15 protein-coding genes and 2 riboswitches are annotated in these 16,819 nt (G+C 70.8%); of the genes, 8 read left to right on the top strand and 7 right to left on the bottom strand.

All coding sequences use genetic code 11. From position 1 onward, the window contains the following. Positions 1-19 precede the first annotated feature (19 nt). The 6 genes from smc (at position 20) to NK718_RS12050 (ending at position 6,309) form a co-directional block, all read left to right on the top strand. Positions 20-3,478 (top strand): chromosome segregation protein SMC, encoded by a 3,459-nt coding sequence (gene smc, locus NK718_RS12075; RefSeq protein WP_254742386.1) that lies wholly within the window; start codon positions 20-22, stop codon positions 3,476-3,478. 195 nt (positions 3,479-3,673) lie between these two features. Beyond that, on the top strand, positions 3,674-4,036 hold the full coding sequence (locus NK718_RS12070) for an AtpZ/AtpI family protein (RefSeq protein WP_254742383.1): 363 nt from the start codon (positions 3,674-3,676) through the stop codon (positions 4,034-4,036). 67 nt (positions 4,037-4,103) lie between these two features. Then, positions 4,104-4,862, top strand: coding sequence for a F0F1 ATP synthase subunit A (locus NK718_RS12065; protein WP_254742380.1), 759 nt, complete (start codon positions 4,104-4,106; stop codon positions 4,860-4,862). A 72-nt stretch (positions 4,863-4,934) separates the two neighbouring features. Continuing rightward, positions 4,935-5,162 carry a F0F1 ATP synthase subunit C gene (locus NK718_RS12060; protein ID WP_254742377.1) on the top strand — a complete coding sequence of 76 codons (228 nt, stop codon included), beginning with the start codon at positions 4,935-4,937 and terminating at the stop codon, positions 5,160-5,162. Positions 5,163-5,259: 97 nt separating this feature from the next. Beyond that, positions 5,260-5,811 carry a F0F1 ATP synthase subunit B gene (locus NK718_RS12055; RefSeq protein WP_254742374.1) on the top strand — a complete coding sequence of 184 codons (552 nt, stop codon included), beginning with the start codon at positions 5,260-5,262 and terminating at the stop codon, positions 5,809-5,811. A 9-nt stretch (positions 5,812-5,820) separates the two neighbouring features. Beyond that, a complete protein-coding gene (locus NK718_RS12050) occupies positions 5,821-6,309 on the top strand; it encodes a F0F1 ATP synthase subunit B family protein (protein WP_254742371.1) in 489 nt (162 codons plus the stop codon). A 389-nt stretch (positions 6,310-6,698) separates the two neighbouring features. Here the strand turns inward: NK718_RS12050 and ypfJ are convergent, their stop codons facing one another. From ypfJ to NK718_RS12015, 7 genes are all read right to left on the bottom strand, one after another. Beyond that, a complete protein-coding gene (gene ypfJ / locus NK718_RS12045) occupies positions 6,699-7,595 on the bottom strand; it encodes a KPN_02809 family neutral zinc metallopeptidase (RefSeq protein WP_254742368.1) in 897 nt (298 codons plus the stop codon). Positions 7,596-7,738: 143 nt separating this feature from the next. Then, entirely contained in the window at positions 7,739-9,310 is a 1,572-nt protein-coding gene (gene gcvPB, locus NK718_RS12040; protein ID WP_254742365.1) for an aminomethyl-transferring glycine dehydrogenase subunit GcvPB, read from the bottom strand. Further along, positions 9,310-10,650, bottom strand: a complete 1,341-nt coding sequence (gcvPA, locus tag NK718_RS12035; protein ID WP_254742362.1) for an aminomethyl-transferring glycine dehydrogenase subunit GcvPA — start codon at positions 10,648-10,650, stop codon at positions 9,310-9,312. Before gcvPA ends, gcvPB begins: the two co-directional genes overlap by 1 nt. A 13-nt stretch (positions 10,651-10,663) precedes the next feature. Continuing rightward, positions 10,664-11,038: a glycine cleavage system protein GcvH gene (gcvH, locus tag NK718_RS12030; protein ID WP_254742359.1), complete on the bottom strand. Its 375-nt coding sequence runs from the start codon at positions 11,036-11,038 to the stop codon at positions 10,664-10,666. 16 nt (positions 11,039-11,054) lie between these two features. After that, a complete protein-coding gene (gene gcvT, locus NK718_RS12025; protein WP_254742356.1) occupies positions 11,055-12,215 on the bottom strand; it encodes a glycine cleavage system aminomethyltransferase GcvT in 1,161 nt (386 codons plus the stop codon). A 57-nt stretch (positions 12,216-12,272) separates the two neighbouring features. Continuing rightward, positions 12,273-12,378, bottom strand: a riboswitch (glycine riboswitch). A 1-nt stretch (position 12,379) separates the two neighbouring features. Next, a riboswitch (glycine riboswitch) is annotated at positions 12,380-12,482 on the bottom strand. A 68-nt stretch (positions 12,483-12,550) separates the two neighbouring features. Continuing rightward, positions 12,551-13,177: a hypothetical protein gene (locus NK718_RS12020; RefSeq protein ID WP_254742353.1), complete on the bottom strand. Its 627-nt coding sequence runs from the start codon at positions 13,175-13,177 to the stop codon at positions 12,551-12,553. Positions 13,178-13,244: 67 nt separating this feature from the next. Then, positions 13,245-13,775 carry an invasion associated locus B family protein gene (locus NK718_RS12015; protein WP_254742351.1) on the bottom strand — a complete coding sequence of 177 codons (531 nt, stop codon included), beginning with the start codon at positions 13,773-13,775 and terminating at the stop codon, positions 13,245-13,247. A gap of 450 nt (positions 13,776-14,225) precedes the next feature. Between NK718_RS12015 and coxB the strand changes: the two genes are divergently transcribed. Beyond that, positions 14,226-15,080, top strand: coding sequence for a cytochrome c oxidase subunit II (gene coxB, locus NK718_RS12010; RefSeq protein ID WP_254742349.1), 855 nt, complete (start codon positions 14,226-14,228; stop codon positions 15,078-15,080). Positions 15,081-15,111: 31 nt separating this feature from the next. Next, positions 15,112-16,725, top strand: a complete 1,614-nt coding sequence (gene ctaD, locus NK718_RS12005) for a cytochrome c oxidase subunit I (RefSeq protein WP_254742347.1) — start codon at positions 15,112-15,114, stop codon at positions 16,723-16,725. Positions 16,726-16,819: the final 94 nt, after the last annotated feature.

The following is a 16,819-nucleotide window of genomic DNA, read 5'->3' as shown; positions in this document are numbered from 1 at the left end:
CCCGGGCGGGTGACGCGGCATGAAGCTCACCCGCCTGCGCCTCGTCGGCTTCAAGTCCTTCGTCGAGGCGACGGACTTCCTCATCGAGCCGGGCCTGACGGGAGTAGTCGGGCCGAACGGGTGCGGCAAGTCGAACCTCGTCGAGGCGCTGCGCTGGGTGATGGGCGAGAGCTCTTACAAGAGCCTGCGCGCCTCCGGCATGGACGACGTCATCTTCGCCGGCTCCGGCAACCGCGCGGCTCGCAACACCGCCGAGGTGGCGCTGCTCGTCGACAACCGCGACCGCACCGCCCCCGCCGCCTTCAACGACGCCGACCAGCTCGACGTCTCCCGCCGTATTGAGCGCGAGTCCGGCTCCACCTACCGGGTCAACGGCAAGGAGGTGCGCGCCCGCGACGTGCAGTTGCTGTTCGCGGACGCCGCGACCGGCGCGCGCTCTCCCGCCATGGTGCGGCAGGGCATGATCGGCGAGATCATCGCCGCGAAGCCGCAGGCGCGCCGCCGCATCCTCGAGGACGCCGCCGGCATCGCCGGGCTGCACTCGCGCCGCCACGAGGCCGAGCTGAGGCTGACCGCCGCCGAGGACAACCTGTCGCGCCTCGCCGACGTGCTCCAGCAGCTCGACGCGCAGATCGACAGCCTCAAGCGCCAGTCCCGCCAGGCGGCGCGCTACCGCTCCCTCGCCGCCGACATCCGCAAGGCCGAGGCGCTGCTGATGCTGATCGGCTGGCGCGAGGCCCGCGACGGCGTGCTGGCCGCCGAGAAGAAGGTCGAGGCCGACCTGTCCGTGGTCGCCGAGCGCACCCGCGCGCAGGCGGAGGCCGCGACGAGGCAGGCGGTGGCCGCGCACGCGCTGCCGGGCCTGCGCGACGCCGAGGCCGCCGCCGCCGCCGCGCTGCAACGCCTGACGCTGGCCCGCGACTCGCTCGACGCCGAGGAGAAGCGAGCGCGCGAGCGCGCCGGCGAGCTGGAGCGGCGCGCCGTGGAGCTGGCCCGCGACTTCGCCCGCGAGACCACCCTGATCGAGGACGCCGGCGGCGCGCTGGCGCGGCTCGACGCCGAGCAGGAACAGCTCGGCGCGGACGGCGAGGCCGCCGCCGAGGCCGAACTGGAGGCGCGCGACCGCCTGAGCGGGCTGGAAGCCAGGCTGGCGGCCTCCGAGGCCGCCTTGGCGGAGGCGCAGGCCGCCGTGGCCGACCTCAACGCCCGCCGCTCCGCCGTGGAGCGCAGCATCGGTGAGGAGACCGAGCGCGAGGCCCGGCTTACCGCCGAGCTGGAGCGCGTGCAGCGCGAGCTCGACGCCATCGAGGCCGCGCTCGGCGCCGACGCCGACGTGAGCGGGCTGCGCGAGGAGATCGAGGTTGCCGCCGAGCGCGCCGAGCTGGCCGACGAGGCGGCGGGCGAGGCGCGCCTCGCCCATGCCAATGCCCGCGAGGGCGAGGCCGCCGCGCGCGGCCCCGCGCAGGAGGCCGACCGCGCCGCCCAGCGCCTCGAGACGGAGGCGCGCACCCTCGCCAAGCTGCTCGCCAGCCCCGCCGACGACGCCTGGCCGCGCATGCTCGACGCGGTGCGCGTGTCGCGCGGGTTCGAAACCGCCTTCGCCGCCGCGCTCGGCGACGACCTCGACGCCTCCACCGACGAGCGCGCGCCCACGCACTGGACACTGACCGGCGGCGACAAGGCCGATGCCCCGCTGCCCGAGGGCGCGCTGCCGCTCTGCGAGCTGGTCGAGGCCCCGCCCGCGCTGACCCGGCGGCTGCGCCAGGTCGGCGTGGTGGAGCGCGACGCCGGGCCCGCCCTGCGCGCCCGGCTCGCCGCCGGCCAGCGCCTCGTCTCCCGCGAGGGCGATTTGTGGCGCTGGGACGGGCTGACCCAGGCGGCCGAGGCCCCGAGCCCGGCCGCCCGCCGCCTCGCCGAGAAGAACCGGCTGGGCGAGCTGGAGGCCGCCGCCGACGAGGCGCGCGACGCCGCCGAGACGGCCCGCGCCGCGCTGGAGGCCGCCGCCGCCGCCGCCCGCGCCGCCGCGCAGCAGGAGACCCGCGCCTTCGACGCCGCCGCCGCGGTGCGCCGCGACCTCGATGCGCTGCGCCAGCGCCTCGCCGCCGCCGAACGCCGGCAGGCGGAAGTGGCCCAGCGCCGCGCCGCGCTGGAGGAGACGCGCAGCCGCCACGCCGCCGGCCGCGACGAGGCCATCGCCCGGCGTGCCGCCGCCCTCGCCCAGCGCGAGGCGCTGCCGGAGCCGAGCACGCTCGAATCGCGCCTCGCCCAGGCCCGAATCGCCGTCTCGCACGACCGGCAGGCGGTGAGCGAGGTGCGGCTGCTGGCCCAGGGCCTGGCGCGTGAGGCCGACATGCGGTCCCGCCGGCTCACGGCCATCGCCGGCGACCGCGCCGCGTGGGAGGAGCGCCGCGTCCGCGCCGCCGGCCAGGTGGCCGAGATCGAGCGCCGACAGGCCGATATCGAGGAGGAGCGCGAGACGCTGCGCGAGGCGCCGGACACCTTCCTGCTGCGCCGCCGCGCCATCCTGTCCGAGATCGCCGAGGCGGAGACCGCCCGCCGCGAGGCCGCCGAGCGGCTGGCCGAGGCGGAGACCGGGCAGCGCGGCGCCGACGCCGCCGCCCAGCAGGCGCTGGCCGCGCTGTCGACGGCGCGCGAGGAGAAGGCGCGCTCGGAGGCGCGGCTGGAGGCCGCCCGCGCCCGGCTGATCGAGGTGGTCCGCACCATCGAGGAACGGTTGGAGACAACGCCCGAGGGCCTGCCGGAGATCGCCGGCCTCGCGGCCGGCGCGACGCCGCCGCCGACCGAATCCGTCGAGCGCCGGCTCGACTCGCTGCGCCAGGACCGCGAGCGGCTCGGCGCGGTGAACCTGCGCGCCGAGGAGGAGCTGGCCGGCTTCGAGACGCAGCGCGACGGGCTCGCCGCCGAGAAGGAAGACCTGACCGAGGCCATCAAGCGCCTGCGCGCCGGAATCGCCAGCCTCAACCGCGAGGGCCGCGAGCGGCTGCTGGCCGCCTTCACCGTGGTGCAGGGGCACTTCGAGCGGCTGTTCACCAGCCTGTTCGGCGGCGGCACGGCGCAGCTCGAACTGGTGGAATCGGACGACCCGCTGGAGGCGGGGCTGGAGATCGTGGCGCGCCCGCCGGGCAAGAAGCCGCAAGTGATGACGCTGCTGTCGGGCGGCGAGCAGGCGCTGACCGCCATCGCGCTGATCTTCGCCGTGTTCCTCACCAACCCCTCGCCCATCTGCGTGCTCGACGAGGTCGACGCGCCGCTCGACGACGCCAATGTCGAGCGCTACTGCGACCTCCTGCGCGAGATGGCCAAGAGCACCGAGACGCGCTTCATCGTCATCACCCACAACCCGATCACCATGGCCCGGATGGACCGGCTGTTCGGCGTGACGATGGCCGAGCGGGGCGTCAGCCAGCTCGTTTCGGTGGACCTGGAAACCGCCGAGCAGTTCCTCGAAGCGTCGTAGGAGTCGCGCCCTCCCGCGCGCCCGACGCGCCAGGCGACACCATCCCTTTGTCTTAGCCACGTTTTTTCGTTCTGTTTCAGACACTTAAACCCATAGCCAGCCTCCTTGACACCCGCTGGGGCAAAAACTATGGTGCGCCCGACTTCAAGGGGGGTGTCAGGGCGACGCTCCGGGCAGGCAGTGCGGGTCTACGCCATGGCGAACGACGGATCGCACGAGACGCCCGGTTCGGGTCCGCGATCTCCCGAAGACGTCGAACTTTCCGAAAGGCTGAAGCGCCTCGGGACGCGGCTCGATCAGGTTCGGGACGCGGCACCGCGGGGTGGAAAGCCGGACGGGTCCAGCCAGCAGTCCGACGCGTCCTCCATGGGCAAGGCGTTCCGGCTTTCGTCGGAATTCATCGCCGGGGTGATCGCGGGCGCCGGGTTGGGCTGGGGGTTCGACGCCCTGTTAGGCACGCGGCCGTGGGGCATGATCGTGCTGATGATGCTGGGCTTCGGCGCCGGCATCTGGAACGTGATGAGGGCGTCCGGGTTCGTCCGGCCGCCGAATGGCTGAGGCGAAAGCCGGAGCCGGATTGAGGGCAATGCCGCCCCGGCGGCGCAGAGAGAGAGACTGACCGGCGATGGCCGAGAAAATCGATCCGATCCATCAATTCCAGCTCGTGAAGATCGGGCAGCCGCTCTTCCACATCGGCGGGACCGAGGTGGTTCTGACGCAGTCCTCCCTGTACATGATCGGCGCGGTGGCGCTGATCACCATCGTCATGCTGATGGGCACCGCAGGCCGTTCGCTGGTTCCCGGCCGCCTGCAGTCACTGGTCGAGGTGATGTACGAGTTCGTCGCCAGCACGGTGCGAAGCTCGGCCGGCCATGACGGCATGAAGTTCTTCCCGCTCGTCTTCTCGCTGTTCATGTTCGTCCTGGTGCTGAACCTGGCCGGCATGATGCCCTACGGCTTCACCGTGACGAGCCACATCATCATCACCGCCGCGCTGGCGGTGCTGGTGATCCTCACCGTCATCATCTACGGCTTCATGAAGCACGGCCTGCGCTTCCTCGGCCTGTTCGCCCCCTCTGGCATGCACCCGGTGATGCTGGTGATCCTGGTGCCGATCGAGGTCATCTCGTTCATCTCGCGCCCAATCAGCCTGTCGGTTCGTCTGTTCGCCAACATGCTGGCCGGCCACATCGCGCTGAAGATCTTCGCGGGCTTCGTCGTGACGCTGCTGGGTGCGGGCCTGTGGGGCATCATCTCGCCGCTGCCGCTGGCGCTCGCCGTCGCGCTCACCGCCCTCGAGTTCCTGGTCGCCGTCCTGCAGGCCTATGTCTTCGCGACGCTGACCTCGATCTACCTCCACGACGCGCTGCACCCTGGCCATTGAGGCCCGGTCCCTGCGGTTCGACATCCCTGCCCCAACGATCACGACGATCACACACCTCAAGGAGATACGACTATGGGTCCTGAAGCTGCTAAGCTCCTCGGCGCTGGCATCGCTTGCCTCGGCATGGCCGGCGCGGGCATCGGCCTCGGCAACCTGTTCGGCCAGTTCCTCGCTGGCGCGCTGCGCAACCCGTCGGCTGCCGACGGCCAGCGCGGCACGCTGCTCCTCGGCTTCGCGCTGACGGAAGCTCTCGGCATCTTCTCGCTGCTGATCGCCCTGCTGCTCCTGTTCGCCGTCTAATTCCCGGCCCGCTTTGCTCGTCGCCGCGCGGCGGCGGGGCGGCTTCGGCCGTCATCGCCGCGTGGCGGGAGCGGACCTGACTGGATGAGGTAAGGCCATGGCGCAAACGACGACTGCCTCGACGGAGCATCCCGCCGAGGCGCACGGCAACTTCCCGCCGTTCGACAGCCACAGCTTCGGCAACCAGCTCCTGTGGCTGGCCCTCGCCTTCGGCGCGCTCTACGTGCTGATGTCGAAGGTCGCGCTTCCGCGCGTCGCCGCGATCCTGGAAGAGCGCCACAACCGCGTGGCGGACGACCTGGCGCAGGCGGCGAAGCTGAAGTCCGAGACCGACGCGGCGATCGAGGCCTACGAGAAGGCCCTGGCCGACGCCAAGGCCAAGGCGCAGGCCATCGCCGGCGAGACCCGCGACAAGCTGGCGGCCGAGACGGACGCGCGCCGCAGGGCGCTCGAAGCCGATCTCCACGTCAAGCTGGCCGAGGCCGAGCGGCAGATCGTCGACGGCAAGACGAAGGCCATGGGCAACGTCCGCGGCATCGCCGTCGACACCGCCTTGGCGATCGTCGAACGGCTGGTCGGCAAGACGCCGTCGGCCGACGAAGTCGACGCGGCCGTCGGCCGCGCGCTCCCCGCGTCCCAGGTCCAGTGAGGACGAACCATGTTCTTCCAAACCCCTGAATTCTGGGTCGCGGTCGCGTTCTTCATCTTCATGGGCATCGCCTGGAAGATGGGCGCCTTCTCGTCCATGGCCACCGGCCTCGACAAGCGCGGCGAACGCATCCGCGCCGAGCTCGAGGACGCGCGCATCCTCCGCGAGGAGGCGCAGAAGGTGCTGGCCGACTACCAGCGCCGGCGCAAGGAGGCCGAGGCCGAGGCGGAGGAGATCATCCGCTCCGCCCGCGCGGAGGCCGAACGCCTGGCGCAGGACACCCAGGCCAAGCTCGCCGACTTCGTCGAGCGCCGCACCAAGATGGCCGAGCAGAAGATCGCGCAGGCCGAGGTACAGGCCGCCGCCGAGGTCCGCGCCGCCGCCGCCGAGGCCGCGGTTCGCGCCTCGGAGCAGATCCTGCGCAAGGAAGTGGCCGCCGGAGCGGGCGACCGCCTTGTCGAGCAGGGCATCGGCGAAATTCGCTCCAAGCTGAACTGACGCCGCCGCCGGCCCGCGCCGGCCGGCATCGACCGACGAGAAAGCGCCCTCCGGGGCGCTTTTTTGTTGGGCGGTGTCATGGGTCGCTCGTTTTCGTGGGACAGAGTTGAGCGGTCAACCGTGATGGGTCGCGCGGTCCCGTTCCCGGAGCGGTGCAGCGCCAGCGGAACCGCATCCGGGGCCTAGCGCAAAATGTCGCGCGTCAGCGCGTCCTCATGGAAAAAAGGTCAGTGGAGCGCCGCTTCGCGGCATCATCCATTCGCTAGGCGCGGATGTGCCTCCGCTATCGCTCCGGGGCTCCGCGAGCGGGGATTGCCGGCTGCGCCGAGGTTCCTAAGGGCGGGGCTCCGTCGGGAACCGACGCACCCCGCATGCGGCTCAGGCGGCGGTCAGACGCGAGACGCCTGGAAGGTGTTGCACGAGTTGACGTTGCCACCGCGCAGGCCGGTCATCAGCCAGCGCACGCGCTGCTCGGAGGAGCCGTGGGTGAAGCTGTCCGGCGTCACGCGGCCCTGCGACTGGCGCTGCAGCCGGTCGTCGCCGATGGCGGTGGCGGCAGCCACCGCCTGGCGCACGTCCGTCTCGGTGATGTTGCTGCGCCGCTCGTTCATCTTGGCGGCCCAGACGCCGGCGAGGCAGTCCGCCATCAGCTCGACCCGCACCGAGAGCTGGTTCGCCTCGGGCCCGCCGCCGGCGCGCCGCTGCGCCTGCTGCACCTTCGGCAGAATGCCGAGCAGGTTCTCGACGTGGTGGCCGATTTCGTGGGCGATCACGTAGGCGTAGGCGAAGTCGCCGCCGCCGCCGAAGCGCTGCTGCATCTCCTGGAAGAACGCCGTGTCGAGATAGACCTTGCGGTCGATCGGGCAATAGAACGGCCCCATCTGCGACTGGGCCCCGCCGCAGGCCGATTGCGTCGCGCCCGAGAACATCACAAGGCGCGGTTTCTGGTAGTCGACATTCGCCTGCTGCGGCAGCACCTGCGACCACACATCCTCGGTCTCGCCGAGGATCTTCGCCACAAAGGTGCCGACCCGGTCGTCGGCCGGCGGCGCGCCGGTGCGCCCGGAGCTCTGCTGCGTCGGGAAGCGGTCGGCCACGACCTCGGCGCCGCCGATCAGCAGGCGCGGGTCGATGCCCAGCGCCCAGCCGAGCAGGCCGAGCACGATGACCGTGCCGATGCCGAGGCGTCCTCCGCCGATGCCGAAGCCCGTGCCGCCGCCGAAGCCGCCGCCTTCGCCGCGACGGTCCTCGACATTCTCGGAAGTTCTCAGGTCGTCCCAGCGCATGATCGTTCCCGGGCGTGGGGGCCGCGAGCGGCGGGCCGGTCGCCCGGCTCCGCGTCATGGCCCAGAGGCTCGAACGCCGCCACCGTCACAATGCCGCAGCGGCGTCCAGGTTGCCTCTATGTAGTCCGGGAGCTCGGCCTTTTCTACTCGGCGGCCTCGCTCACCGGCTCGGGCGGGGTCCAGCGCAGCACCGGGCTCCGGGCGGCGCGGGTCTCGTCGAGGCGGCGGCGCGGGGCCAGATAGGGCGCGCCGGTGAAGCGCTCCGTGTCGCCGGAGGTGGCGGACAAAGCGAGGTCGCGCAGCGTGGCGATGAACAGGTCGAGCGAGGCGCGCGACTCGCTCTCCGTCGGCTCGACCAGCATCGCCCCATGGACGACGAGCGGGAAATACACCGTCATCGGGTGATAGCCCTCGTCGATCATCGCCTTGGCGAAGTCGAGCGTGGTGACGCCGGTGCCCTTCAGCCACGTATCGTCGAACAGCACCTCGTGCATGCAGGGCCGGTCGCCGAACGGCAGCGACAGCAGGTCGGAGAGGCAGGCGCGCACGTAGTTGGCGTTCAGCACGGCGTCCTCGGAGGCCTGCTTCATGCCGTCCGCCCCGTGCGACAGCATGTAGGCGAGCGCGCGCACGAACATGCCCATCTGGCCGTGGAAGGCGGTGAGCCGCCCGAACGGCCGCTCGCCGGCGTGGTCGCGCGCCATCTCGACGAGCCCGAGCGTGCCGCCCTCGCGCGTCAGGAACGGCAGCGGCGCGAACGGGGCCAGGCGCGGCGACAGCACCACCGGGCCGGAGCCAGGCCCGCCGCCGCCATGCGGCGTCGAGAACGTCTTATGCAGGTTGATATGCATGGCGTCGACGCCGAGGTCGCCGGGCCGCGCCTTGCCGACGATGGCGTTGAAGTTCGCGCCGTCGCAATAGAAGTACGCTCCCGCCGCGTGCAGGATGCGGGCGATGTCGACGATGTCGCGCTCGAACAGCCCGAGCGTGTTCGGGTTGGTGAGCATGATGGCGGCGACGTCCGGCCCCGCCATGGCGCGCACCGACTCCACGTCCACCGTGCCGTCCTCGCGGGCGGGGACCGCCTTCACCTCGAAGCCGATCAGCGCCGCAGTGGCTGGATTGGTGCCGTGCGCCGACTCGGGCACCAGCACCACCTTGCGGGTGGCCCCCTCGCCCTTCGCCTCGATGGCCGCCTTGATGGCCATCATGCCGCACAGCTCGCCGTGCGCGCCGGCCTTCGGCGACAGCGCAACGGCCTCCATGCCGGTCAGCTCGAGCAGCCACCGCCCGAGCTGGTCCATCGCCTCCAGCGCGCCCTGCACGGTGGAGACCGGCTGCAGGGGGTGCACGTCGGCGAAGCCGGGCAGGCGCGCCACGCGCTCGTTGAGGCGCGGATTGTGCTTCATGGTGCACGAGCCTAGCGGGAACAGGCCGGTGTCGATGCCGTAGTTCTGCTGCGACAGCCGCACGTAGTGGCGCATCGCCTCGGGTTCGGAGAGGCCCGGCAGGCCGATGTCGCCCTTCCGCTCCAGCCCGCCGAGGCGCGGGGTGAAGGGCTCCGGCTCGTCGATGTCGACGCCCGTGGTGTCGAGGCGGCCGATCTCGAACAGCAGCGCCTCGGACTGGAGCAGAGCGCGGTTGCCGGTGAAGGTGGCGCGCCCGCTCCCGGAGGCGTCGGCGGCGGCGGTGGGACGTCCCTGGCGGTTCAGCATCACAGGACCTCCTTCAGGCCCGCGACGAGCGCGGCGCGGTCGTCGTCCGTGTTGATTTCGGTACTGGCGACGAGGAGCAGGTCGTCGAGGCCCGCCCCCGGGTCGAGCCGCGAATAGGGCACGCCGGCCAGCACGCCCTTGCCGGCCAGCGCCTCCACCACCTCGGCGGCGGGGCGGCGCAGGCGCAGCGTGAACTCGTTGAAGAAGGTGGCGTTCAGCACGTCCACGCCCGGAACGCCGGCCAGCATGTCGGCCAGCTTCACCGCGTTGGCGTGGTTGACGCGGGCGAGCCGCTTGAGCCCCGCCTGCCCCAGCAGAGTCATGTGGATGGTGAAGGCGAGGCTGCACAGTCCGGAATTGGTGCAGATGTTGGACGTCGCCTTGTCGCGGCGGATGTGCTGCTCGCGGGTGGAGAGCGTCAGCACGAAGCCGCGCCGCCCCTCGGCGTCGACGGTTTCGCCGCACAGGCGGCCCGGCATCTGGCGGACGTGCTTGGCGCGCGCCGCGAACAGGCCGACATAAGGCCCGCCGAAGTTCAGCGCGTTGCCGATCGACTGGCCCTCGCCGACCACGATGTCCGCCCCCATCGCGCCGGGCGGCGTGACGAGGCCGAGGGACACCGCCTCGGTGAACACGGCGACCAGCAGCGCGCCGTGGGCGCGGCACTTCTCGCCGATGGCGGTCAGGTCGCGCAGATTGCCGAACACGTCGGGCGTCTGCACCACCACGCAGGAGACGCTGTCGTCGATGGAGGCCAGCAGGTCCTCGGACGCGGTGACGTCGGGCGCCAGCGTCACGACATCGTCGCTCGCCATCCGCGAGAGGGTGCGCACGACCTCGGCGTAATGCGGGTGCAGGCCGCCGGAGAGCACCGCCTTGCGCCGGCGCGTGACGCGGTGCGCCATCAGCACGGCCTCGCCGCAGGCGGTGGAGCCGTCATACATGGAGGCGTTGGCCACCTCCATGCCGGTCAGCGCCGCGACCTGCGTCTGGAACTCGTAGAGATATTGCAGCGTGCCCTGCGCGATCTCCGGCTGGTACGGCGTGTAGCTCGTCAGGAACTCGGAGCGCTGGATCAGGTGGTCGACGGTGGCCGGCACGTGGTGGCGGTACGCCCCCGCCCCGACGAAGAAGGGCGCGGCGCCGGCCGTCAGGTTGCGGCCGGCCATGCGCGCCAGCAGCCGCTCCACCTCCATCTCGCCCTTGCGGCGGGGGAGGTCGACGAGGCCGTCGAGGCGCATCTCGGCCGGGATGTCGGCGAACAGCGCGTCGATCGAATCGACCCCGATCCGCGCGAGCATCGCGCCACGGTCGGCGTCGGAAAGGGGCAGATAGCGCATCGTGGGCCGGGCCTCAGAGGTTGGCGACGTAGTCGTTGTACTGGTCCTCGGTCATGAGGCCCTGCAGCTCGGAGGGGTCCTTCAGCTTCAGCTTCAGGAACCAGCCGTGGCCCTTGGGGTCCTCGTTGACCGTCGCCGGGGCGTCGGTGAGCGCGCCGTTGACCTCGACGACCTCGCCGGAGACCGGCGCGTAGAGCTCGCTGGCGGCCTTGACGCTCTCGACCACCGCGGCCTCGTCGCCCTTGGCGACGGTCTTGCCGACGGCGGGCAGCTCGACGAACACGACGTCGCCGAGCTGGCTCTGGGCGAAGTCGGTGATGCCGACCGTGCCGGTGTCGCCGTCGACGCGGATGTACTCGTGGTCCTTGGTGTAGCGGGTCTCGGCCATCGGGCGCTCCTGCGGCTCAGGCGGGTTTGCGGAAGTAGCGGTTGGGAACGAAAGGCATCGGCGCGACGCGGGCCGGAAGGGCCTTGCCGCGCACCATCAGCGAAAGCTCCGTGCCGGGAGCGGACATGGCGGGCTCGACATAGCCCATGGCCAGCGGCGCGTTGAGGCTGGGGCCGAAGCCGCCGGAGGTGACGATGCCGACTTCGCGGCCGTCGGGCGCTGTGATGACCGTGCCCTCGCGCGCCGGGGCGCGGCCCTCGGGCAGGATGCCGACGCGCACGCGCTTCGGCCCTTCGGCGAGCTCGCGCTGGATGCGCGCCGCGCCCGGGAAGCCCCCCTCCTCGCGGCGGCGCTTCTGCATCGACCAGACGAGCCCGGCCTCGACGGGCGAGGTGGTGCGGTCGATGTCGTGGCCGTAGAGGCACAGCCCTGCCTCCAGCCGCAGCGAATCGCGCGCGCCGAGGCCGATCGGCTTCACTTCCGGTTCTGCCAGCAGGGCGTCGGCGACGGCCTCGAGCTTCTTGGCCTTCACCGAGATCTCGTAGCCGTCCTCGCCCGTGTAGCCGGAGCGCGAGACGTGGACGGGGATGCTGTCGAACGTCGTCGACTTCGCGGTCATGAAGCCCATCTCGGCGGCGTCGGGGCAGTGGCGGGCCAGCACCTCGGCGGCCTTCGGGCCCTGCAGGGCCAGCAGCGCCCGGTGGGGCGCCTGCATCAGCCGGACGCCGGCGGGCAGGCGCGCCTCGATATGCGCGTAGTCCTGCTCCTTGCCGGCGGCGTTGACGACCAGCATCAGCACGCCGTCCTCCTCCGGCTCGGCGGAGCGCGTCACCATCAGGTCGTCGATGATGCCGCCCTCGTCGTCGAGGAGCTGGGTGTAGCGCTGCTGGCCGGGCTTCAGGTTGAGGATGTCGGCGGCGCACAGCGTCTCGAGCGCGCGGGCGGCGGCCTCGTGGCTCTCGGCCACCAGGAACGCCTGGCCCATGTGGGAGACGTCGAACAGCCCGGCGTTCTCGCGCGTCCACAGGTGCTCGGCGAGGATGCCGGTGGGATATTGCACGGGCATGTCGTAGCCGGCGAACGGCACCATGCGGGCGCCCAGCGCGCGGTGTCGCGCGTTCAGCGGCGTGGTGCGAATCGGGGCGGCGTTTTCGGCGGCGTCGGCGTGATCGGCCATGCAGGCGTGTCCCCGGTCAGAGCTGCGCGACTCCGGCCATACGGCCGGATTCGAGCCCCCTCTGTCCATGGACCTGAGAGATTTCCCCCGTGATTCGCCGCGAGGCGAGCGAGGTTACGCCCTTCGGTGGGCGTTCCGCTGGGGAACGCCGCTTTCCAGAGTGCCAGCTCTCCGCGGTCCTTCGGCCTGAGCGTTTCCGGGGCGGTTGCGCCTTCGGCGCCGGCGACCGGGGCTTGCGCCCCCGCCGGACTCTTCCGCGGAGATCGTCGACCTGCTCTGGTTAGGCGAGCCGTGCGTCCGAGTCAATCGACCTCGGCGCGGTGCGCGGGGCTCGCTCAGCTCCGCTTCTTCGCCTTGCGCGCCGGCTCGGCCGCCGAGCCGTGCGGGTCGAAGCCGACGATGAGGGTGAGGTCGTCGCCGACGGCCGGCACCACGATATTGTCCTCGACCATCACGAACTGCGCCTGCGCCTGCCCCGCCGGGATCGTCACCGAGGTGCGCTGGAGGCGCGAGACGAGCACCTTCTCGCCGCGCTTGGCGACGAAGCGCACCGGTGCGACGAAGGTGCCGGGCGAACCCGCCGGCCCGAGCAAAGCGAGGCCCTGCACGCCGATCTTGATGACGATGTTCTCGCCCACCAGGTGGCACTCGCGCGCCGTCTCGCCGAGGCTGAGCTGGGAGCGCACGTCGCCGCCGGCCGACTGGTTGCGCATCGCCGCGCCGCCGTCCAGCACCTCGACCGTCGGACACTCGATGTCGTCGATGTCGAGCTTGGTCGAGACGCCCGCGACGGCGGGGCCGACGGGCGGCGTCGACGACCCGCGGAACATCGAGAAGAAGCCGCCCGACGAGGAGGCCGAGGAGCTTTCGCCCGCCGACGTGCAGCCGGCCAGCGCAACGGCCGCCAGCGCAGTCAGAGCCAGGCGGCGGGCGAGAGGCAGGCGGCGATCGGTGCGGGACATCGGCGGCTCCTGGCGAAATAGGGGCGAGGCGGGGCTGAAAAAGGGGACGAAGGACAAAAGGGCGGGCTCAGGGCAGCGAATCGAACGCCTTGCCGAAGCCGTTCATCGACACCGGGATACCGATGCCCTCTTCCGGCGTCTGGAAGACGATGAAAGTGGCGTTCTGCCCGCCCTTGAGCTTGGCGAGCAGGTCGTCGTCCATGACGACCTCGGCCACGCAGCCGCTCTGCAGGCAGCGCACGAAGCCGGCGCGGCCAATGTCGTTCTGGTCGATGCGCAGGCCGAGTCCGGAAGGCAGCAGCACGCCGAGCGGAGCGATGACGCGCAGCAGGCGGCTGCGGCCGTCGGCCGTCTTCAGCACAATTACGACCAGCGTGACGTTGGGCTTGTCCTCGGCCTGCACGCTCTGTACGAGGGCGCACTGTTCGGCCTTGGCGCCGGCCGGCGTCTCGCAGCGCATCTGCCAGTCGCCGATGGTGGACTTCACCGCGCCCTGTGCCGCCGCGTGCCCGGCCGAGCCGCCGACCAGGGCGAGCCCGAGAAGCAGCGCGCCGGCCAGCTTCCGGGCCAGCCCGGACGCGATTCCGGCCAACGGCATATCAGCGACTCCCCAACCCATGCGGCCACCTTCCTTGCGCGGGACTGCCTTGCGCGGGACTGCCTCACGCGAGCTGCCCGACGCGGGCTTTCCAGAACCGGACTTGCCTTGCGCGAACGCAAGCGCTGTCGCGCGGCCCGCCGGCAGCGCCGACGCACCTCGACCAGCGTTCGGACCACTTCCGGACGCGAGTGTCAAGCGCGGGCAGGGCCCGAGGACAGGTTGCGCGCAACCGTTGGGCAACGCCGGCGGGAAACTCCCTCAAGCGACCCGGTAAACACCAACTTTAGTCGTTTGACGGCGTTGCGCTTCGCGCGGCTTTGTGGTTTTTGCGCTAGATCAAACTCACTGGTGGTTGCCACGTGTCGCACAGGGCACGTCCTTGACCGGTCGGTCGGCTGAGTTCGCGAGGCCGCGAAGACCCGGGGGAAATTCGGGAGATCAGAAGGCATGACTCGTTCCTGGAACCGTTCAGCGCTCGCCGCGGCGGCTCTCGTTCTCGGTTCGGGCGGGGCCGCGCTCGCCGCCGGGATCGGTCAACCGGCCCACTACCAGCTCGGCCTGCAGGAGCCGGTGACGGAGGTGGCCGAGGCCGCCCACAACCTGCACACCGCGCTGGTGTGGATCATCACCCTGATCTCGCTGTTCGTGCTGGCGCTGCTGGTGACGGTGGTGGTCCGCTTCAACGAGAAGAAGAACCCGGTCGCCTCGCGCACCACCCATCACACCGGGCTGGAGATCGCCTGGACGGTGATTCCGGTGCTGATCCTGGTCGGCATCGCCATCCCCTCCTTCCGGCTGCTGAAGCTGCAGATCGAGCTGCCCAAGGCCGACATGACCGTGAAGGTCTACGGCAACCAGTGGTACTGGTCCTACGAGTACCCGGGCGAGGAAGGCGGCTTCAAGTTCGACAGCAACCCGCTGGAGCAGGCGGACGCGGAGAAGGCCAGCCAGCCCTACCTGCTCGCGGTCGATAACGAGATGGTGGTGCCCGCCGGCAAGACGGTGGTGCTGCAGATCGTCGGCAACGACGTGATCCACTCGTTCTCGGTTCCGTCGCTCGGCTTCCGCATGGACGCCATCCCGGGCCGGCTCAACCAGACCTGGTTCAAGACCGACCGCGAGGGCATCTACTACGGCCAGTGCTCGCGCCTGTGCGGCCAGAACCACTACAAGATGCCGATCGCCATCCGCGTGGTGAGCCAGGCCAACTACGCCACCTGGCTCGCGGACGCCAAGAAGAAGTTCGCCTCGGCCGAGGACGGCGCCGTGCGGGTCGCCGCCCGCGCGCCCGCCGCCGAGTAAACCGACCATCCGCCAACGGGACAGACACAAAATGGCTCATGCCGCTCTCGCGCACGAAGCGCATCACGACCATCCCACCGGCTGGCGCCGCTGGGTGCTGTCGACGAACCACAAAGACATTGGCACGATGTACCTGGTCTTCGCCCTCATGGCGGGCCTGATCGGTGGCGCGCTCTCGATCGCCATGCGCATGGAGTTGCAGGAGCCGGGGCTGCAGTTCTTCTCGAACCCGCAGACCTACAACGTGTTCGTCACCGGCCACGGCCTGATCATGGTGTTCTTCGTGGTCATGCCGGCGCTGATCGGCGGGTTCGGCAACTGGTTCGTGCCGATCATGATCGGCGCGCCGGACATGGCGTTCCCGCGCATGAACAACATCTCGTTCTGGCTGCTGCCGTCGTCGCTGACGCTGCTGGTCATCTCGATGTTCGTCGAGGGCGCGCCCGGCTCCACCGGCTTCGGCGGCGGCTGGACGGTGTACCCGCCGCTGTCGACCGCGGGCCACCCCGGCCCGGCGCTGGACTTCGGCATCCTGTCGCTGCATCTCGCCGGCGCCTCGTCGATCCTCGGCGCCATCAACTTCATCACCACCATCCTCAACATGCGCGCGCCGGGCATGACCATGCACCGCATGCCGCTGTTCGCGTGGGCGATGCTGGTGACGGCGTTCCTGCTGCTGCTGTCGCTGCCGGTGCTCGCCGGCGCCATCACCATGCTGCTGACCGACCGCAACTTCGGCACGACCTTCTTCGACCCGGCCGGCGGCGGCGATCCGGTGCTCTACCAGCACCTGTTCTGGTTCTTCGGCCACCCCGAAGTATACATCATGATCCTGCCGGGCTTCGGCATCATCAGCCACATCATCTCGACCTTCTCGAAGAAGCCGGTGTTCGGCTATCTCGGCATGGCCTACGCGATGGTGGCGATCGGCGCCGTCGGCTTCGTCGTGTGGGCGCACCACATGTACACGGCCGGCCTGTCGCTCGACACGCAGCGCTACTTCGTGTTCGCCACCATGGTGATCGCGGTGCCGACGGGCGTGAAGATCTTCTCCTGGATCGCGACGATGTGGGGCGGCTCGATCCGCTTCACCTCGCCGATGGTGTGGGCGCTGGGCTTCATCTTCCTGTTCACGGTCGGCGGCGTCACCGGCGTCGTGCTCGCCAACGCGGGCGTCGACCGCCAGCTGCACAACACCTACTACGTCGTCGCGCACTTCCACTACGTGCTGTCGCTCGGCGCGGTGTTCGCCATCTTCGCGGCCTGGTACTACTGGTTCCCGAAGATGACCGGCTACGTGATCCCGGACTGGATCGGCAAGCTGCACTTCTGGATCGCCTTCGTCGGCGCCAACGTGCTGTTCTTCCCGATGCACTTCACGGGCCTCGCCGGCATGCCGCGCCACTACGTGGACTATCCGGACGCCTTCGCCGGCTGGACGCGCATCTCGTCCTTCGGCTCCTACATCTTCGCGTTCGGCCTGCTGGTGTTCTTCTACGGCGTGTTCACCGCCTTCGCCCGCAAGGAGAAGGCCGGCGAGAACCCGTGGGGCGCCGGCGCGACGACGCTGGAATGGACGCTGCCCTCGCCGCCGCCGTTCCACCAGTTCGAAACGCTGCCCCGCATCACCGGCGCGGAGCACTGAGACCTCGGGGCCGGCCCGGCGGGCCGGCCCCTTCCCCCCGATCCTTCGCCCCTCCGCCCGAGGGCGGCGGCGCGAAGGACCGGACCGCCCCAGC

Origin of the sequence: Alsobacter ponti (assembly GCF_024294805.1) — a bacterium.
GTDB classification, from domain to species: domain Bacteria; phylum Pseudomonadota; class Alphaproteobacteria; order Rhizobiales; family Beijerinckiaceae; genus Alsobacter; species Alsobacter ponti.
This window is presented reverse-complemented; position numbering and strand designations above follow the sequence as displayed.